The sequence below is a fragment of the Streptomyces sp. NPDC048671 genome, assembly GCF_055587045.1.
Genome location: NZ_JBVJHB010000015.1, coordinates 81,527 through 100,605 on the forward strand (window position 1 = coordinate 81,527; position 19,079 = coordinate 100,605).

The 19,079-nt window shown below is 71.2% G+C and carries 16 protein-coding genes; 9 read left to right on the top strand and 7 right to left on the bottom strand.

Annotated features, from left to right (window positions below):
* Positions 1-62: 62 nt before the first annotated feature.
* The 6 genes from ACZ6S6_RS28470 to ACZ6S6_RS28495 all read right to left on the bottom strand — a co-directional run bounded on the left by ACZ6S6_RS28470 (position 63) and on the right by ACZ6S6_RS28495 (position 8,903).
* Positions 63-1,895, bottom strand: a complete 1,833-nt coding sequence (locus ACZ6S6_RS28470; protein ID WP_469707427.1) for an AMP-dependent synthetase/ligase — start codon at positions 1,893-1,895, stop codon at positions 63-65.
* A gap of 184 nt (positions 1,896-2,079) precedes the next feature.
* Positions 2,080-4,257 carry a 3-hydroxyacyl-CoA dehydrogenase NAD-binding domain-containing protein gene (locus ACZ6S6_RS28475; protein ID WP_469707429.1) on the bottom strand — a complete coding sequence of 726 codons (2,178 nt, stop codon included), beginning with the start codon at positions 4,255-4,257 and terminating at the stop codon, positions 2,080-2,082.
* A 31-nt stretch (positions 4,258-4,288) separates the two neighbouring features.
* Positions 4,289-5,503, bottom strand: a complete 1,215-nt coding sequence (locus tag ACZ6S6_RS28480) for an acetyl-CoA C-acetyltransferase (RefSeq protein WP_469707432.1) — start codon at positions 5,501-5,503, stop codon at positions 4,289-4,291.
* A 75-nt stretch (positions 5,504-5,578) separates the two neighbouring features.
* Complete coding sequence (locus ACZ6S6_RS28485) at positions 5,579-6,727, bottom strand: acyl-CoA dehydrogenase family protein (protein WP_469707435.1); 1,149 nt, start codon at positions 6,725-6,727, stop codon at positions 5,579-5,581.
* Positions 6,724-7,749, bottom strand: coding sequence for an LLM class F420-dependent oxidoreductase (locus ACZ6S6_RS28490; protein WP_469707436.1), 1,026 nt, complete (start codon positions 7,747-7,749; stop codon positions 6,724-6,726). Before ACZ6S6_RS28490 ends, ACZ6S6_RS28485 begins: the two co-directional genes overlap by 4 nt.
* Complete coding sequence (locus ACZ6S6_RS28495) at positions 7,749-8,903, bottom strand: CaiB/BaiF CoA transferase family protein (protein WP_469707438.1); 1,155 nt, start codon at positions 8,901-8,903, stop codon at positions 7,749-7,751. Before ACZ6S6_RS28495 ends, ACZ6S6_RS28490 begins: the two co-directional genes overlap by 1 nt.
* A 260-nt stretch (positions 8,904-9,163) precedes the next feature.
* On the opposite strand from ACZ6S6_RS28495, the gene ACZ6S6_RS28500 reads away from it, so the two are divergent.
* The 4 genes from ACZ6S6_RS28500 (at position 9,164) to ACZ6S6_RS28515 (ending at position 12,956) form a co-directional block, all read left to right on the top strand.
* Positions 9,164-9,886 (top strand): TetR/AcrR family transcriptional regulator, encoded by a 723-nt coding sequence (locus ACZ6S6_RS28500; RefSeq protein WP_469707440.1) that lies wholly within the window; start codon positions 9,164-9,166, stop codon positions 9,884-9,886.
* A 137-nt stretch (positions 9,887-10,023) separates the two neighbouring features.
* Positions 10,024-10,533, top strand: coding sequence for a DUF4334 domain-containing protein (locus ACZ6S6_RS28505; protein ID WP_362961000.1), 510 nt, complete (start codon positions 10,024-10,026; stop codon positions 10,531-10,533).
* Positions 10,530-11,621 (top strand): NAD(P)-dependent alcohol dehydrogenase, encoded by a 1,092-nt coding sequence (locus ACZ6S6_RS28510; RefSeq protein WP_362961003.1) that lies wholly within the window; start codon positions 10,530-10,532, stop codon positions 11,619-11,621. Before ACZ6S6_RS28505 ends, ACZ6S6_RS28510 begins: the two co-directional genes overlap by 4 nt.
* 138 nt (positions 11,622-11,759) lie before the next feature.
* Positions 11,760-12,956, top strand: coding sequence for a TetR/AcrR family transcriptional regulator (locus ACZ6S6_RS28515; RefSeq protein WP_362961005.1), 1,197 nt, complete (start codon positions 11,760-11,762; stop codon positions 12,954-12,956).
* A gap of 127 nt (positions 12,957-13,083) precedes the next feature.
* Here ACZ6S6_RS28515 and ACZ6S6_RS28520 read toward each other — a convergent pair whose 3' ends face one another.
* On the bottom strand, positions 13,084-14,283 hold the full coding sequence (locus ACZ6S6_RS28520) for an oxygenase MpaB family protein (RefSeq protein ID WP_362961008.1): 1,200 nt from the start codon (positions 14,281-14,283) through the stop codon (positions 13,084-13,086).
* Positions 14,284-15,032: 749 nt separating this feature from the next.
* Here ACZ6S6_RS28520 and ACZ6S6_RS28525 point away from each other — a divergent pair.
* Genes ACZ6S6_RS28525 through ACZ6S6_RS28545 form a run of 5 tightly spaced genes read left to right on the top strand, consistent with a single transcriptional unit; the run spans position 15,033 to position 18,989 of the window.
* Positions 15,033-15,209 carry a hypothetical protein gene (locus ACZ6S6_RS28525; protein ID WP_362961010.1) on the top strand — a complete coding sequence of 59 codons (177 nt, stop codon included), beginning with the start codon at positions 15,033-15,035 and terminating at the stop codon, positions 15,207-15,209.
* 10 nt (positions 15,210-15,219) lie between these two features.
* Positions 15,220-15,933 carry a hypothetical protein gene (locus tag ACZ6S6_RS28530; RefSeq protein ID WP_469707444.1) on the top strand — a complete coding sequence of 238 codons (714 nt, stop codon included), beginning with the start codon at positions 15,220-15,222 and terminating at the stop codon, positions 15,931-15,933.
* Positions 15,930-16,967, top strand: a complete 1,038-nt coding sequence (locus ACZ6S6_RS28535; RefSeq protein ID WP_469707446.1) for a DUF6895 family protein — start codon at positions 15,930-15,932, stop codon at positions 16,965-16,967. The genes ACZ6S6_RS28530 and ACZ6S6_RS28535 overlap by 4 nt, the downstream gene beginning before the upstream one ends.
* Before the next feature lie 43 nt (positions 16,968-17,010).
* Positions 17,011-17,934 carry a DUF6895 family protein gene (locus tag ACZ6S6_RS28540; protein ID WP_362961018.1) on the top strand — a complete coding sequence of 308 codons (924 nt, stop codon included), beginning with the start codon at positions 17,011-17,013 and terminating at the stop codon, positions 17,932-17,934.
* Positions 17,931-18,989 carry a serine hydrolase domain-containing protein gene (locus ACZ6S6_RS28545; protein WP_469707448.1) on the top strand — a complete coding sequence of 353 codons (1,059 nt, stop codon included), beginning with the start codon at positions 17,931-17,933 and terminating at the stop codon, positions 18,987-18,989. The genes ACZ6S6_RS28540 and ACZ6S6_RS28545 overlap by 4 nt, the downstream gene beginning before the upstream one ends.
* The last annotated feature ends 90 nt before the right edge of the window (positions 18,990-19,079 follow it).

Here is a 19,079-nt window from a genome sequence, read left to right on the forward strand (position 1 = left end):
AGGGCGGCCACCCCGGCGGGGGTGGCCGCCCTGTCGCGTCCGCGAGGAAGGAGGCGCCCGGCTCAGTCCTGGTAGAGCCCGGACAGCGAGTCGGCGTACTTGTCCCGGATGACCCGGCGACGCATCTTCAGCGACGGCGTCAACTCGCCGGACGCCGGGCCCCACTCCTCAGCCAGCAGCTCGTACCGCTTGACCTGCTCGGTCCGGTTGAGCCGGGAGTTGGCGGCGGCGACCGCCCGGTCCACCTCTGCCCGGACGGCGGGGTGCTTCGCCAGCCCGGCCAGCCCCCCCTCCACCGCGACGCCGTTGGCAGTCGCCCAGGCCGGGGCAGCTTCCGCGTCGAGCACCAGCAGGGCGACCAGGTAGGAGCGGTTGTCGCCGTGCACCATCACCTGGCCGATCAGCGGGTGTTCCTTGAGCGCGTTCTCCACCAGGGCCGGCGAGACGTTCTTGCCGGTGGAGGTGATGATCATCTCCTTCTTCCGGTCGGTGAGCCAGAGGTAGCCGTCCTCGTCCACGCGGCCGATGTCGCCGGTGGCCAGCCAGCCGTCGGCGTCCAGTGCGGACTGCACCGAGCCGTCCGGCTGGAGGTAGCCTGAGAAGACGGACGAGCCCCGCACCAGGATCTCGCCGTCCGCGGCCACGCGGACCTCCACCGACTCCACCGGGCGTCCCACGGAGCCGAGCCGGAAACCGGCCCGCGGGCTGTTGCTGGTGGCCACACCGGTGGTCTCGGTCAGCCCCCAGGCGTCCATGATGACGATGCCGAAGCCGGTCCAGAAGTTCACCACGTCGGGCGACATCGGTGCCGACGCGCTGGCCGTCCAGGTCACCTTGTCCAGGCCGCCCGCGGCCAGCATGGGCAGCAGCACGTCCTCGCGGACACGGGTGTAGCGCTCCTCGAGCTCGACGGGCGGCGTCTCGCCCCGCTCGCGGTACCCGACGTGCTCGCGGGCGATCGCGAACGCCTGCTCGATGATCGCCCGTTGCTCGGCCGGCATCAGCGTGAGGACGCCCCGCACACCGGCGGACAGCTTCTCCCAGATCCTCGGCACACCGAAGAACTGTGCGGGGCGCACCTTGCGCACCACGGCGGCGACGCCCGTCGGGTCGGCGCAGAGGTAGACGCGCGAGGCCCGGTGGCAGGGCAGGTAGATGCCCAGCATCCGTTCGGCGATGTGGGCGAGGGGCAGGTAGCAGATGTGCTCGACGTGCGGGGGCAGCTCCACCACGGCGTCCAGCGCCAGGGCGTTGGCCATCACCTGACGGTGAGTCAGGACGACGCCCTTGGGCTCGCCGCTGGTGCCGGAGGTGTAGACGACGGTCAGCGGGTCATCGGGGCCGGCGGCGTCCAGTTCCGCGGCGAACCGCTCCGGCACCGGTTCGCGGAGCAGGGCGGCGAACGGGAAGTGGCTGCCCTCCGCGCCCTCCTCGGCCACCACCAGACGCTCCAGCGGGGTGTCGGCGTCGGCCAGCAGCGGCTCCCACACCGCCACCTGGGCCGCCCCCTCCACCACGGCGAGGCGGGCCCGGCAGTTGCGGGCGATGTGGGTGATCTGCTCGGGGGCCGCGGTGCCGTAGACACTGACCGGGACCGCGCCGAGGCGGACCAGTGCCAGGTCGGACAGCCAGTGTTCGGGCCGGTTGGACATCAACAGCAGTACGTGGTCGCCGCGGCCGACGCCGAGGGCCCGGAAGCCAACGGCGAGGCTCCGGGTGCGCTCGTGGATCTCCGCCCAGCTGAACGTCCTCCAGTCGCCGTCAGCGTCCGCCGACTGCCAGGAAAGGCCGGGAAGCCGGGGGTACTCGTGGGCGTTGCGGGCCAGCAGCTGCGGCAGGGTCCGGTCGGCCGGAGCGTCGGGCAGGTCGCCGGTGGTGCGGGGTGCTGATGTCATCGGGGCCTCCTTGCGAATCGGAAGGGAACGTCTGAGGAGACCGGGGCGGTGGGGAGCCCCGGCGGGTGTGCCGGCCGGGAGGTGAGGTGGCCGCCCGTGGGTCGAGCCGCGGGGAAGGACGGTCCTGCCCCGGTCGGTGCTCAGGAGGTGCGGACCCGAGCCGCACCGCGGACCCCGGAGCGGATCAGGAGTCGGTGAACGTCTCGCCCTGCTCGGCCTTGCGCAACAGCAGTTCGGGCGGGGCGAAGCGCTCGCCGTGCTTCGCTGCCAGCTCACGCGCGCGGGTTACGAAGCCGGGCAGGCCGCCCTCGTAGCCGTTGATGTACTGCAGCACGCCGCCGGTCCACTGCGGGAAGCCGATCCCGAGGAGCGAGCCGATGTTGGCGTCCGCCACCGAGACCAGCACACCCTCCTCCAGGCAGCGCACCGAATCCAGCGCCTCGACGAAGAGCATCCGCTCCGTCATCCCGGTCAGCTCGGCGGGCTGCTTCGAGGGATCCGTGAAGTGTTCGCGCAGTCCCGGCCAGAGGCAGGTGCGCTTGCCGTTCTCGTCGTACTCGTAGAAGCCGGCGCCGCCGCTGCGTCCGGGGCGGCCGAACTCGTCGATCATCCGGTCCACCACGGCGTCCGCCGGGTGCGGCTCCCAGGTGCGGCCCGCCGCCTCGACCGCACGGCGGGTCTCCTCGCGGATCTTGCGCGGGAGGGTCAGGGTGAGCTCGTCCATCAGGTTGAGGACCTTGGCCGGGTAGCCGGCCTGGGCGGCGGCCTGCTCGACAGAGGCCGGATCGATCCCCTCGCCGACCATGGCGACGCCCTCGTCGATGAAGTGGCCGATGACCCGGGAGGTGAAGAAGCCGCGTGAGTCGTTGACCACGATCGGCGTCTTGCGGATCTGACGCACCAGGTCGAAGGCGCGCGCCAGTGCCTCCTCCCCCGTCTTCTCACCCTTGATGATCTCCACCAGCGGCATCTTGTCGACCGGCGAGAAGAAGTGCAGGCCGATGAAGTCCTGCGGCCGCTCCACCCCCTTGGCGAGGACGGTGATGGGCAGGGTGGAGGTGTTGGAGCACAGCAGGGCGTCCGGGTCGAGCACCTCCTGGATCTCCTGGAACACCTTGTGCTTGATCCCGGTGTCCTCGAAGACGGCCTCGATCACCGCGTCGCAGCCGGCCAGTTCCTGGGCGTCGGCGGTCGGGGTGATACGGGCCAGCAGGGCGTCCGCCTTCTCCTGCGTCGAGTTGCCGCGCGAGACAGCCTTGGCGCACAGCTTCTCGGAGTAGGCCTTGCCCTTCGCCGCCGCCTCCACGGAGACGTCCTTCAGCACGACGTCGATGCCCGCCTTGGCGCAGGAGTAGGCGACACCCGCGCCCATCATGCCCGCGCCGAGCACGGCCACCTTGGTCACCTTGCGCGGCTCGATGCCCTTCGGGCGGCCGGCGCCGGAGTTGACCGCTTGCAGGTCGAAGAAGAACGCCTGGATCATGTTCTTCGTGATCTGCCCGGTGACCAGTTCCGTCAGGTACCCGGCTTCCACCACGAAGGCCGTGTCCACGTCGACCTGGGAACTCTCCACGGCCGCCGCGATGATGTTGCGCGGCGCCGGGCTGGGGGCGCCCCCGGTCCTCTTCTTCAGCAGTGCGGGGAAGGCGGGGAGTTGCGCGGCGAGCTTCGGGGTCGCGGGGGTGCCGCCGGGGATGCGGTACCCGGGGGCGTCCCAGGGCTGCGCGGACCGCGGGTTGGCGTCGATGAACGCCCGTGCCCTGGCCAGGATTTCGTCCGGTCCGGCGGCGATCTCGTCGACCAGTCCGGCCTCCAGGGCACGCGCCGGTCCGTATTGGGCGCCCTCCAGGAGGACCTTCTGCAGGGCGTCCGCCACACCGAACATGCGGACCGTGCGGGTCACGCCTCCACCGCCGGGCAGCAGGCCCAGGGTGACTTCGGGAAGTCCGACGCGGGCGGCCGGACTGTCCAGCACCACGCGGTGGTGACAGGCCAGCACGATCTCGTAACCGCCGCCCAGGGCCGCGCCGTTGATCGCGGCGACGACCGGCTTGCCCAGCGTCTCCAGAACGCGCAGCGAACGCTTGACGCGCATCCCGGCCTCGAAGGAGGCCCCGGCGGTCTCGGGGGTGACCGAGATCAGGTCACGCAGGTCGCCGCCGGCGAAGAAGCTCTTCTTGGCGGAGGCGACGATGACGCCCCGGATGTCGTCGCGGCGTTCCGTCAGCTGCGCCGCGACGGCGTCCAGCGAGTCGATGAACGCGGCGTTCATCGTGTTGGCGGACTGGTCGGGGTCGTCGAGTACGAGGGTGACGACGCCGGTCTCGTCCTGTTCCCAGCGGATGGTCGTGCTCTCGGTCATGTGTCTGTCTTCTCCGTAGGAAGGGGGACGGTCAAAGACGCTCGATGACGGTGGCGATTCCCATGCCGCCGCCCACGCAGAGGGTGGCCAGGCCGTAGCGCTTGTCCTGGCGCTCCAGTTCGTCGATGAGGGTGCCCAGGATCATCGCGCCGGTGGCGCCGAGCGGGTGGCCGAGCGCGATGGCGCCGCCGTTGACGTTGACCCGGTCCGTGCTCAGCCCCATGTCCTTGACGTAGCGCAGGACGACGGCGGCGAATGCTTCGTTGATCTCGACGAGGTCGATGTCGTCGACGGTCAGCCCGGCCTTGGCGAGCGCCTTGCGGGAGGCGGGCGCGGGGCCGGTCAGCATGATGGTGGGATCGGCGCCGGAAACAGCCGCGGAGACGATCCGGGCACGTGGGGTGAGGCCGTGACGCTCACCGGTCTCCTTGCTGCCGATGGCTGCCAGGGCGGCTCCGTCGACGATGCCGGAGGAGTTGCCCGCGTGGTGGACGTGGTCGATCTTCTCCACCCAGTGGTACTTCTGCAGCGCCACCGCGTCGAAGCCGCCCGTCTCGCCGGGCACGGAGAAGGAGGGCTTGAGCCCGGCCAGGCTCTCGGCGGTGGTGCCGGGCCGGATGTGCTCGTCCCGGTCGAGGACCAGCAGCCCGTTGCGGTCCCGCACGGGGACGACCGAGCGGTCGAAGCGCCCGTCCTTCCAGGCGGCGGCGGCCCGCTCCTGGGAGAGCGCCGCGTAGGAGTCCACGTCGTGCCGGGAGAAGCCCTCCAGGGTGGCGATCAGGTCGGCGCCGATGCCCTGCGGAACGAAGCCGGTGTCGTGGTTGGTGCGCGGGTCCAGTGCCCATGCGCCGCCGTCACTGCCCATCGGGACACGCGACATGGACTCCACGCCACCGGCGAGGACCAGGTCCTCCCAGCCCGAACGCACCTTCATCGCGGCCATGTTGACGGCTTCCAGCCCGGAGGCGCAGAAGCGGTTCTCCTGGACGCCGGCCACCGTGTCGGGCAGGCCCGCGAGGATGGCGGCGGTGCGGGCAATGTCCGCGCCCTGGTCGCCGACCGGGCCGACGACACCGAGCACGATGTCGTCGATCGCCGCCGGGTCGAGGTCCGGGAAGCGGCGCAGAGTCTCGTGGATCAGGCCGACGACCAGGTCGATCGGCTTGGTGCCGTGCAGGGCCCCGTTGGCCTTGCCGCGACCGCGCGGGGTGCGGATCGCGTCATACACGTACGCTTCGGTGCTCACCTTTTGAGTGCCTTCCATGTCGGGTCTGGAGAATGCCGCGGACGCGTCACAGGCGTTGCCGCGAGGAGTCGACGCTCAACCGAGCAGGGAGCGGCCGATGATCTCCTTCATGATCTCGGTGGTGCCGCCGTAGATCGTCTGGATACGACTGTCGAGGAATGCCCGAGCCACCTTGAACTCGCTCATGTAGCCGTATCCGCCGTGGAGTTGCAGGCAGCGGTCGACGATCCGCTTCTGCAGTTCGGTGGCCCACCACTTGGCCATCGAAGCGTGCACGGCGTCGAGCCGGCCCTCACTGTGCTCGGTGACGCAGCGGTCCAGGAAGGTCCGGGTGACCGCGGCCTCGGTGGCCATCTCGGCGATCTCGAAGCGGATGTGCTGGAGCTTGGCCAGCGGCTTCCCGAACGCCTCGCGCTCCTTCACGTACCGCGTGGTGACGTCGAGGATCTCCTCGGCCGCGGCGGCGGCGCCGACCGCGATGGCCAACCGCTCCTGTGCGAGGTTGCCCATCAGGTAGACGAAGGCCTTGTTCTCCTCCCCCAGCAGGTTCTCCTTGGGGACGCGCACGTCGGCGAAGGACAACTCGGCGGTGTCCTGGGCCTTCTGGCCGATCTTGTCCAGGTTGCGGCCTCGTTCGAAGCCCTCCATGCCGCGTTCGACGACGAGCAGGCTGAGCCCGCCGCTTCCCCCTTCGGGCGTGGTGCGGGCGACCACGACGACGAGATCGGCGAGGATGCCGTTGGAGATGAAGGTCTTCGTGCCGTTGAGCAGGTAGTGGTCACCCTGGTCGGTGGCGGTGGCGCGGATGCCCTGCAAGTCGGATCCGGCGCCGGGTTCCGTCATGGCGATGGCGGTGACGATGTCACCGGAGACGAAACCGGGCAGCCAGCGGCGTTTCTGCTCCTCGTCGGCGAGCCGGGCCAGGTACGGGCCGACGATGTCGTTGTGCAGACTCAGGGCCAGGCCGGACGCGCCGGCGCGGGCGAACTCCTCGATGAGGACGGCGCTGTACCGGAAGTCGGCGGTCCCGCCGCCGCCGTACTCCTCGCCGACGGCCATGCCAAGCAGACCCTGGCGGCCCGCCGAGCGCCACACCTCGCGGTCGACGACGCAGTCCTTCTCCCAGCGGTCGTGGTGCGGAGCCACCTCCTTGGCGAGGAAGGTCCGCGCTGTCTCGCGGAAGGCTTCGTGGTCGGGGCCGTAGAGGTCTCGTCGCAGTGTCACAGCCAGTTCCTCACTTGCTCGATCAGCCGGGCGGGATCGGGACCGAGGGGGGTGACGTTGAGCATGGTCACGCCCGCCTCACGGAAGACCTCGACGCGGTCGCGGACATAGCCCTCGGGGCCGGCCAGACAGAGTTGCTCCAGCAACTCGGCGGGCACCGCGGCCTCCGCGTCCTTCTTGCGGCCTGCGAGGAAGTGCTCCTGGATGGCCGCCGCGGCGGACTCGTAACCGTAGGAGCAGACGAGGTCGTGGTAGAAGTTGCGGCCGGGCGCGCCCATGCCGCCGACGTAGAGGGCGACGGTGGGGCGCATCAGGTCGCGGACCGCCTCGGCGTCGTCCCCGATGGCCAGCAGGCCGCCCGCCACGACCGAGAGCGGGCCGAGCGCGGGATCACGCTTGGCGGCACCTTCGGCCAGGGGCCCGCCCCAGACCTTGGCCGCGTGCTCGGGGACGTAGAGGAACGGCAGCCATCCGTCGGCGATCTCGGCGGCCATCCGGACATTGGCCGGGCCCAGCGCCGCGAGGTGGACGGGGATGGTGTCGCGGACCGGGTGGTTCAGCAGTTTCAGCGGCTTGCCGAGGGTGCCGCCCTTCTCGGGCGGCAGCGGCATGTCGGTGATGCCGTGGTGCTCGATCACCTCCCGCCGCCAGATCCGCCGGGACAGCTCGATCACCTCACGGGCGCGGCCCAGCGGGCGGTCGTAACGGCGGCCGTGCCAGCCCTCGACGACCTGGGGTCCGGACGCGCCGATGCCGAGGATGGCACGGCCGCCGCTGAGTGCGTCGAGGCCGGCCGCGGTCTGGGCGATCAGCGCGGGGGTGCGCGAGTAGACGTTGAGGATGGCCGAGCCGATCCGCATCCGCTCGGTCCTCGCGGCGAGGTACCCCATGATCGTCGGGGAGTCGAAGCCGTATGCCTCGGCCACCCAGACGGCGTCGAGGCCGGCGGACTCCAGGGCAGCGGCCCGGTCCGCGGTGGCGCGCGGATCGCCGGTGTACGTCAAGGGTGAGGACAGTTCCATCAGCAGTGGTCCTTCAGCAGTTCGGGCACGTCCCAGTCGCGGGCCACGTCGGGGGTGTGCGCACCGGGGACGGCGGGGGGCAGCCGGAGAGTGCCGGGGGTGTCGGAGAACCGGGGGGCGGGGGCGGGCTGGGTGATGCCGTACGCCTCGGTGTAGGTGCCACGTCCGGTCAGGTGCGGGTGGCCGGCCGCCTCGTGCAGCGAGAGCACGGGCGCGACGCAGGCATCGGTGCCTTCGAAGACCGCCGTCCATTCCTCGCGGGTGGCGGTCTTGAACCGGGTGGTGAACCCGGCCCGCAGCTCGCTCCAGTTGCGCGGGTCTGCGCGGTCCGGCAGGTCCTCGCCGTCCAGGCCCAGCAGGGAGACGAATGCCATGTAGAACTGCGGTTCCAGGGCGCCGACCGCCATCCAGCCGCCGTCGGCGGTCTCGTACACGCCGTAGTACGGGCAGCCGCCGTCGAGCAGGTTGCGGCCTCGGGCGTCCTGCCAGGTGCCCTCGGCGAGCATCCCCCAGAACATGGTGGTGAGGTGTGCGGCGCCGTCCACGATCGCAGCGTCCACCACCTGGCCGCGGCCCGTGGTGCGGGCGGTGAGCAGCGCGGCGAGGACGCCGGTGGTCAGATAGAGGGAGCCGCCCGCGTAGTCGCCGAGCAGGTTGGCGGGGAAAACGGGCGGGCCGTCCGGCGCGCCGCTCATCGAAAGGGCACCGGCAGTGGCGATGTAGCCGATGTCATGTCCGGCCAGGGACGCGAGGGGTCCTCGCTGCCCCCAGCCGGTCATCCTGCCGTACACCAGCGCGGGATTGACGGCCATGCACTCCTCGGGGCCGACCCCCAGCCGCTCCGCGACACCGGGCCGGTATCCCTCCACGAGGATCTCGGCACGCGCCACCAATGCCCGCACCGTTCCCGGCCCTTCGGGCGACTTGAGGTCGACCAGGACGGAGCGCTTGTTGCGGTTGGTCACGTCGTACACGGGATCGCCGCCGAGCGGCGAGGGGCCGGGGCGGTCGACGCGCACCACGTCGGCGCCCAGGTCGGCGAGCAGCATCGCGGCGAACGGGCCGGGGCCGATCCCCGCCAGTTCGACCACGCGCACGCCGTCCAGCGGGCCCGCCACAGCGCGGCCGGGAGGGTCGGTGGAGTGAGGGCTCATGGGTTCCTCTCTCGGTGCTCGGCAGGGTCGCCACTCAATCGGGGCCTTACTGAGCGTTCGCTAAGAACGTAGAAGTGCAGCGGCGCCCGGTCAACTCCTCGCGCAACAGGAGTTTTTGTGGTCCCATACCGGGGAAGCGAGATAAGGCCGGACCCGAGACGCCCGGCCTTCCTGATCGATCGCTAAGCAGAGGGATGGAGTGGGCTTCGGATCCACGGCCGTACGATGCCGCCGATCGCCGCCCGTCCCGAGGAGAGCCGTTGAGCACCGAACCGAGCGAGACCCCCACGCCTCCGGCGGAGCACTGGCGCTCCTACGGACCGCTGGACCTGCACCCGATCCTGACCCACGCCATGGTGGCCTTCAACGAACACGGCTACCACGGCACCTCGGTCCGGGACATCGCCGGCCGGGTCGGTGTCACCGTGCCCGCGTTGTACTACCACTACGAGAACAAGCAGGCCCTGCTGGCCACGCTGCTGGAGACATCCATCAAGGACGTTCTGGACCGCTGCCGGGCAGCGGCCGGCGAGGCCGGGGACGATCCGCTGGCGCGCCTCTGCGGCATGGTCGAGTCGATCGTGCTCTACATGGCCCACCGCCGGCAACTGGCCTTCCTGGACACCGAGATCCGCAGTCTGGAGCCACAGAACCGGGCCCGCTACGTCGCCCTGCGCGACTATCTCGAGCACATGCTGCTGGACACGGTCGAGGCGGGCCGTGCCCGGGGCGTGTTCACCACGCCGATCCCGGCCGACGCGACACGTTCGGTGCTCATCATGTGCCAGGGGGTCGCCAACTGGTTCCGCGCTGACGGCCCGCTCACCGCGGAGGAGGTCGCCGAACGCCACGTACTGCTGAGCCTTGGCACCGTGGGCCACCCTGGCGCGGTCACCGGCGACCTCGTGTTCCCGTTCCCACAGCACTCCTCACTCGCGCAGATCTCCGCACCCCGGGGTTCGGCTTCGCGCGCTTCCCGGTGACGCGACGGGGCACCGTTCCCGTTCCCGCCGGGCGCCGCCGCCCGGCAGCGGTCGGGGCGGGCGTTCCCCAGGCATCCCGCACCTGCACCATCCCTGCGTTTCACTCCGTGGTTCAGCAACGACGAGAGGACACCCGCATGAACGTGCTCGAGGCCCGCGCCCGGTTCCAGGAGCTCCGGAGGAAGGACGGCCCGGTCGCCGCCTCCGAACTCGACGAGATCTGGACGGTGTTGGCCACCGTCCGCCCCGAGGAGATACTCGGCGAGTGGAAGGGCGGAGAGTTCAGCACCGGCCACCCCCTCGTCGGGATGCTGCCGAAGGCCAACTGGTACGGCAAGAGGTTCGACTCCTTGCACGACGCCAAGCCGTTGATGTGCTGGAACGCGGAGGGCGAGCTGTACTCCAACCTCGAGCTCGGCCAGGGTGAGGCCAGCCTGTGGACCGTCGAGTTCCGCGGTGAGCCGACGGCCACCATGGTCTACGACGGCCGGCCGGTCTTCGACCACTTCAAGCAGGTGGACGACACCACGCTGATGGGGATCATGAACGCCAAAGGAGTCCCCGCAGACGGCCCCTTCTACTACTTCTTCCTCGAGCGCGTCACCGGGACCCCGCAGCAGGGCCCGCGTGCCGAAGAGGGTTCGTGAGGCGCGTCCGCGCCGCGGTCACCGAGGCGCCGGGCGCGCCGTTCACCGTGCGGGACGCGGATCTGGAGGATCCGCGGCCGCGCGAGGTGCTGGTGAGGATGACCGCGGTCGGGGTCTGCCACACCGACCTGGGGATGCGGGACGCCTGGCCCCGGCAGCTCACCCCGATGGTCTTCGGCCACGAGGGAGCCGGGCTGGTCGAAGCGGTGGGCGCGGAGGTGACCGGCGTCGCGCCGGGGGACCACGTCTGCCTCACCTTCGCCAGCTGCGGCGCCTGCGAGCAGTGCGCGGCGGACCACCCGGCCTACTGCCGTGCGGCGCAGGCCCTGAACTTCTCCGGTGGACGCGACGACGGCACCACTCCGCTCTCTCTCGACGGCACACCGCTCCATGCCGGCTTCTTCGGCCAGTCCAGCTTCGCCACGTACGCCGTCGTCCATGAACGCGGCGTGGTCAAGGTGCCCTCCGACCTACCGGCTGCGATCGCCGCGCCGCTGGGCTGCGGCGGGCAGACGGGCGCGGGCACCGTGCTCAACCGGCTTCGCCCCGAACCGGGTTCCTCGCTGGTCGTCCTGGGTGCGGGCGGGGTCGGCCTGAGCGCGCTGATGGCCGCCGTCGCCGCGGGCTGCGACCCGGTGGTGGCCGTCGACCCGGTCGCCTCCCGCCGCGCCCTGGCCACGGAACTCGGAGCCAAGGCCGCCCTGCCCCCCGGGGACGGTCCGGCGGCGGCGCTGCGCGACCTCACCGGCGGCGGTGCGCACTACGTCGTCGAGACCACCGGCCGTCCGGAGATGGCCCGCCGGGCCGTGGGCGCGCTGCGCCCGCGTGGTGAACTCGCCCTCCTCGGTATGGGCGGCGAGGTGACGTTCGACGTGATGGGTCTGCTCGCCAAGGGCGTCCGCCTCCACGGGGTGATCGAGGGCGACTCCGACCCCGGCCGCTTCATCCCCGAGCTGATCGGCCTGCACAGGCGTGGCCTCTTCCCGATCGACCGGCTGGTCACCACGTTCCCGTTCGAGGAGATCGGCGCGGCCGTGGCCGCCATGCGGGACGGCAGCGTGGTCAAACCGGTCCTCACCTTCACCTGACCCGCCGTCCGGCGCCGAAGGCCGCGCCGGACGGCGGGTCCATGCCGTAACACCGACAAGTGATCGGGAAGTCACGTCTCGTGCGGTCTGCGCCCGAGGGGGCCCGGCCTGCTGACTGCGTGTGATTGACTGATCCGTATGGCCCCCGCCTCCCGATCCGCCCGTTCGGCCACGCCCGCCGACCGGGCCGCGGCAACCCGGCCCCGCAACCGCCGACAGCTCATCGTCGAGGCGGCCGGACGGGTCTTCAGCGAGCGCGGCTACCACACGGCGTCCATGGAGGAGGTGGCCGCCGGCGTGGGTATCACCGCGGCCGCCCTGTACCGGCACTTCCCGAACAAGTACGCACTGTTCGCCGAGTGCGCCGACGTCATGGTGGACGGGCTGGTCACCGCGGTGGACGAGGTGCCACCCGGGACGGCCCTGGCAGATCTGCTCACCGCGATCACCCGCATCACCGTCGCGCATCGCGCCTCTGGCGGCGTGTACCGGTGGGAGGCGCGATACCTCAGCCACCAGGACCGCCGGCGCCTCGCGGTGAAGTTCGGCCGCCTCGTCGGGCGGGTCGACGAGGCGGTGCAGCGCGAGCACCCCCTGGCCGACGAACGCCTGCGGGCGGTGGCGGCCCTCGGTGCGATCGCCTCCATCACGATGCATCACACCTCCATCGCCCAACGCCGCGCCGAGGAACTGCTGCTGGCGTCCGCGCTGGGGGTAATCACGAGCGACCCGGCGGCCGGACTGGCGTGCGCGCGCCCCGTCGAGCTGCCTGCCCAGCCGGTACCGCGCACCCGGCGCGCGGAGATCCTCGCGGCCTCCGTGCCACTGTTCGCCCGGGACGGATTCGCCAGTGTCACCAACGGCCAGATCGCGGAGCGGGTGGGGCTGACCCCGTCCGCGCTCTACCGGCACTACCCCGGAAAGATCGACATCCTGGCGGCGGCGTGCCTCCAGGCGGCGGGCCTGCTGGCCCAGGGTGTGGAACAGAGCCTGCGGGGGGTGGACGGCCCGCGCGACGCCGTCGTCGCGCTGGCAGCGACGTACGTGGCCTACAGCTTCGAACACACCGAGCTCAACAGCGTGGCCGAGGCGGAGCTCGCCGGCTTGCCGGCCGGTCTGCGGCGGCCTCTGGTTCTCGCGCAGCGGGAACACATCGCCGTCTGGGAGCAGCAACTACGGCTGGCCCGTCCGGAGCTGGACCCGCGCCAGACCCGGGTGCTGGTGCACGCGGGGTTCGGCGTGGTGGTCGAGGCCGGACGCAGACTGCGGTGGCAGGACGGCCCTGAGCACCGCGAGGCCGTGACCGCTCTGGTCGTGGGCTCTCTGGGCCTCTGAACGGACATCGCAAACCGGTCATGCGATGGGGCGCCCCGTCCGCAAACGCCCGGCACAAAAGTCACGGTGCTGCCCGCCCCCCGACACGACTGCCGCGGGGCGGGCACCGGTGGGATCGGACCTGCGCTCAGTCCTTCCTGTTCCCGGTGGGGATCGTGATGAGGGTGGTCGTCCCGGAGTCGCCCTTGTTGAGGAACAGCATGCCGATGGCGCGCACCATCTGGTCGACCGCGTAGAAGGTGCCGGGCATGACGGGCGACAGCCCCTCCCGGAACAGGATGTACGCCGGCCATGCGACGCGGACGGCGGCCGCGGCGATGTAGTCGCGCTTCAGCCCCAGCCAGTCGCCGACCTCGTCGCTGAGGACGTAGCGTACGAACTCGTTCAGGAACCCGCGTGTGACGCCGAGGTCGATCTGGGCCACCAGGCCGAGCAGTTCCGCGGCCAGCGCCTTGCCCTCGGTGGTCGGGGTGAGGATCGGGGTGAGGACCTTCGCCGCCTGCGCTTCGGCGGCCGCCCAGCTCTGCGGAATAAACTCGTCCGGCACACCGAGCAGGGATATGGCGACCTGCCACGAGTGCAGGTACGCCTCCTGGTCCGCGGCCGGGTACGAGATCTTCCAGTCGAGCAGCTTCCTGTGCACGTAGGTGCCGAGGCTGTGGAAGGTGACCAGGATGTCGGCGATGCTGATCGGGATGCTCTCGTCCGCGACAGCCTTCCAGTGCGGTGACTGCGGCAGCAGATGACGCACCGCGGCATGCACCACGCGCGTCTTGTTGGCCGTGACGATGAACTGCCCCTCCGGCTCGAACGCCTTCAGCTGGGACAGGTCGTAGCCGAACGTGAACGTCTTGGCCGCGCGGTCCTGCATGTCGGAGCCACCCGCGGCCCAGTAGACGCTCTTGGCCTCACGGGGGATCACGGTGCTCATGATTCCGCTGCCGAGGCCGTACAGCATGAAGAGGTACAGGTCCCTGCGCCGGTTGAAGTCGGCGGCGCGGGTCAGCTTGACGGGGTCGGCCCAGGAGGGCAGCTTGTTGACCTTCCCCAGGTAGGTGGCGAACTCGGCCGGAAGACCGTTGGGCAGCGAGTCACCGTTGTTCACCCACGACGCCCAGGCGGTGTTGATCGCGGGGACGTGGCCGTTCTCGAGCATCGAAACCATCAGAGGGTCCGCCGCCTCGTCCCAGATCCACTGCGGATCGGTCCCTGCGGCGGCTGCTGTCGCCGAGCCCGTCGATGCCCACGCCTGGGCGGGGTTCGTCACGCCCACGAGGCCGAGTGCGACGCCGAGGGACAGAATGTTTCGCCTGCTGAGATTGTCCATTGACTTACCTGCTTCCCTGATGGGCCAGACTGTCTGAGGTGCCTTCGCAGACTTGCCAGTTGTACGACCCATGCGCGCGTGACCCTTGTCGCACGGATGTGATTTTCGATTAACATAGCGATGTACGTTGCCGTCGGCAATGGTGGTAACCAAGGGGCTCGTCGCCAATGCCGGCCAGCCGTCCGCCGGTTGCCGCCCGGACGACTTCCAACGGCATGATGAACAGGCCGCGGTGTACGGGAAGTTCTCCGAGGAGCCGACGCGGCCCGAGCTGGAGCGGTTCGGAATCCGGCGCCGGGAACCCCGGCCTGGAGACGCTCCGGTCGCTGTGTGTCGCGTTGGAGGTGCCCTTCACCCAGCTGATCGCCCGGCCCGGCCCGAGGGCCCGGGGAGACCACGGGCGGCACAAGACACCGTCCTGCGACGTGCCCGGCCGGCAGGTGCGGCCCGCCGTGCAAACACTGAGGGATCCGCTTGGGCGCATCTGCCGCAGGCGACCCCGGCAGTGCGGCGATCGATTGCCCGGATGCACGCCATGACCCGCTGAATGCGCCCCGCGCACCACCCTCCGTTCGGTGAGCCGAATACGCATTACGCCAGGTCAGAGCCGCGCAGCGAGCCTCACGATTTCCCCATTCAATTGAATGGGGAAATTCCCCGACCGCCCCATCCGGTTTGCGGATTCGCATTCCGTGCATTCCACTCGATACGTACGGCAACCCCATTTCCCACAGGACGGGGCACCACCCATGTACACCAAGGAATCCACTGCCACCGACGTCGAGCTCGACCTCGACGAGGCGCTCAACCCGGGCGAGGCCGAAGGCTTCTACCGCGACTCCCGCGAGTGCGCGTATCTCGCCCTCCTCGGAGGCGGCTCCGCACTGCTGCTCTCGCCGCCGACCCCCCGCCCCAAGAAGGGCTAGTCGGTAGCAAATGGACCAGTCACATGCTTCGTCCCCCCTCGCGGGTGCCGTGCATGACCTGGCAACAGAGGTGGTCCTCGCTCTTCGGAGCGGGGACCACCTCGCCACGGTGTGCGGCGCGGCGGGAATCGACGAGGACAACCGGACAGCAATCGCCGCGGTACGCGTCATCGGCGCCGATCTGCTTCTGCCCAGCGTGTTGTACGGGCGCGATCCGCATCCCGGAGACATCGCCGTGCTCCAGCGTGCCGTGCGGGAGTTCCCGCCCCGGCCCGACGCCTCCGACGCCGCGGTCTGGAGCCACTGGGGCATGACGTCCGCCCTGCACCGGACGGCAGCGGCCACCGCCCCCGGGCAGCCGCCTGCCGTACACGGCACCGACGAGCCGAACGCGGCGTGGCTCGAACAGACCCCCTGGCAGGCCTTCACCCATCAGCTCTCCGTACTGGCCCCGCTGGCCGTCCCCGCCGCCTCGTCGGCCGTGCACCGGGCAGCCGCCCACCGGGTCGTCGACCTGTCCCGCGGATTCGTCCGCGCGGTGCGGCGGCGCAACTGGCTCCAGGCGGCGGGCGCCGGCCGCTGGCTGGCCGCGCTGGACGGCCGGCCCGACAGCCTGGGCCTGGACCGCGGACTCGACTTCGTCGAGCTCATGGGCGGCGCGGACCCCCGCGTCGCGTTGCACGTACGGGCAGCCCGGCTGACGGCCGAAGGGCGGGCGCGGTGACGGCATCGGTGGCCACCGCCCCCGGCGGTACGACGGGCACGGCGCTGTCCGTCCTGCCCGGCGTACTGCGGCAGGCACTCGGCTGGGCCGACGCCCACCGCGCGGGCTTCGCGCTCCCCTCGGACGTACTGGACCCGCACACCCAGGTCAACAGCACACTCAAACCCCTCGGCGAACTGGCCCAGCTCTGCACCACGATCCGCCGCAGCACCGGCCCGGACACTCCCGAACACAGGACGGCCGGGGAGCTCATCACGTTCGCGTGGGACCAGGTGCACGCGGGCGACCTGCTGCTGGAGCTGCTGCGCGGTGAGCCCTTTGCCGCGTATCCGTACGAGATCTACGCCGCCTTCGCCGGATACGGGCTGCGCAACGAGGGCTTCGAGCGTCTGGCCGGGACACTCTCCGCGACCAGGGGCTGGGCCCACACCGAGCAGCAGGCCAACCGGGAGCTGGGGCTGATCAATTCGGAGCGGCGGGTCGGCAACGCCCTCCACGCCGACGCCGGTTCGGTCCTCGCCCGCACCTGGCTGGGCGGGCTGTCCGAACCGTGGATGTTCGAGGGGCCCTCCGGCTACGCCCTGACCCACACCGTCTTCCACATCACGGACTGGTGCTGTGTTCCCGAGCGGATGCCCGCCGACATCGACGCCTATCTGCGGGCCTGGCTGCCGCCCTGGATCGACGGGTGTCTGGAGAGCCGGCAGTGGGACCTGACCGGCGAACTGCTCGCGGTCGCCGCGGCACTTCCGGGGCCGCCGCCCAGGGACCTGCTGGACGCGGCCTGGCCCGCGCTCGCCACCGCGCAGGCCCCGGGCGGCGCCGTACCGGAGACGGGCCCCACGGCGCCGCCGGCAGAAACGGCACAGGCAGCGGCCTCGTCGGGCCACGCGGGCCCGGAGCCGGATCCGTACCCCTTTCTCGCCTGTTACCACTCCACCCTGGTGACCGCGTTCGCCGCCGCACTCTCCCTCAAGCGGCTCACCACGCACCGGGCGGATGCCGCCACCGCGGACACCGGGGCCACCGTATGAGCGGCCCCGGACTCCGCACCCGCCGCACGAAGGGAGTTGCCGCATGAGCGGCATCCAGCAGGTCCATGACGTGGGCGCGCGGGCCCTGGGATGGCTCTACGAGCACCGGGCAGGGTTCCGGCTGGACGACGATCCGCCTCCCGAGGTGGGGGCCCTGGACCGGTTCAAGCCGCTCGGCGAGCTGGCGCTCATCAGCAAGGTCATCTTCCGGGAAGGGGTCGCCGGCTCCCGGCAGGCCGCCCTGGCGCGCAAGCTCCTCGACCACGCCTGGCACGAACTGCTGGGCTCGGGGAGCCGCCTGCTCGACGGCCAGCGGCGCGAACCGCTCTGTCCCGTGCCGATGGAGGTCTACGTCCCGTTCAGGGAACTGGGGTTCCGGGAGCCGACCCTGGAGACGGCCGTCCGGCTGAACCACCGGCTGAGCAGCTGGGGCGCGCTGGAGGTCGTCCCCGTACGCCGGCTCGGACTCAGCGCCATGGAGCGTCGCTTCGGACTGGAGCCGAGCGTGCCGGTCGACGAGGCGTACCGGCGCACCTGGCTGTCCCAACGGCCCGAGCCGTGGACCGTCGAGGGCAACATCGGTTACGACATCACCCACACGGTCTTCCATCTGACCGACTGGGGTGCCAACCCGGCCGGGCTGCCCGCCGACGTGGCGGACTACCTCGCCCTCTGGCTGCCGGTGTGGCTCGACGACTGGCTCGACCTCGGGCGCTGGGACCTGCTGGGCGAACTGCTCGTCGTCGACGCCTGTCTGCCGGAGCCGACCCTCGACCCGGCGGCCTGGGCGGGATTCGCCGGGGCCCAGCAGGCGGACGGCGCGATGCCGGTGATGGGCGGCATGCCGGAAGGTGACGAGGAGTCCGTCTTCGACCTCGTCTACCACCCCACACTGGTGGCGGCGTTCGCTTCGGCGCTGGCCCTGGCCCGCGCCCTGTCGGACCTCGCTGCCCCGGCCCCCGTGTGACGGCCCCCCAAGAGGTCCGCGGTACGGCCGCCGGCCATCCGTCCCAGGGCGACGACCAGAGGACCCGCCTGCTGGCCGATGCGGCCCGGACCATCGACGCACCCGACCTCGTGATCGCGCTGAGCCACCGGGGCCGGCGCACCTACCGGCTCGACGGAGGCGTACAGCCGGACAACGCACCCCGCTACGAGCTCGGTTCCGCGTCCAAGCCCTTCACCGGGCTGCTCCTGGCCGCACTCGTTGCGGCGGGCCGCCTGCGGTACGAGGACTCGGCGGCCGAACTGCTGGCCCCCGGCCACCCGGTGCATCCCTCCGTACGCGCCATCACCCTGCGCCATCTGATCACCCACACCTCGGGCCTCCGCGCACTGCCGGCCGACTTCTACCCGCAGGCGCTGCCCCGGTGGTCGACCGCGCCGTACAGCCGCTACCCGGCCGGCCGCGTCGTCCGGGCCTTCCTCCGCGCCCGCCCGCGCCACCGGCCGGGCACCCGCTGGCACTACTCGAACTTCGCGGTCTCCGTACTCGGCCACACCCTGGCCGCCGCCACCGGTACGCCCTGGGAGACGCTGCTCCAGCAGGAGGTACTGGACCCGCTCGGCCTGCGCGGCACGCGACTGCGCCCGAGCCCGCCGGCGCACGACGCCGTGGGGCACCGGCGCGACGGCAGACCGCTGCCCCCGCTGGACACCGGCGGCTTCAACGCCGCCGGGGCGGTCCGGGCGACACCTCCGGACCTCCTCACGTTCCTGGAAGCGCACCTCCCGGCAACCGTGTCACCCACGCGCCCGCTGACCGCGGCGTTCTCGGACGTACGGCACCCACTGCTGCGGCGCGGACTGCGGCACGCCCATACGCACACGCTCACCTGGTTCCGCCATCCGTCGGCGGGCGGGCCGGTCCTCTTCCACGCGGGAGCCACCCTCGGACAGCAGATGTTCCTCGGCTTCCGCCCGGACACCGGTACCGCGGTGGCGGCGATGTGCACCCGGCGGGTGCACAGGACGGACCCGTTCATCGCGACGGTCCACGAACTGCTGACGGAGAGGCTCTGACCGTACGAGCTCGAAAGCCCTTTACGCAGCGGCGCGGTCGTCGGAGCCTTCCCGGACGGTACCTCCGGGAAGGCTCCGGCGACTGGCGGA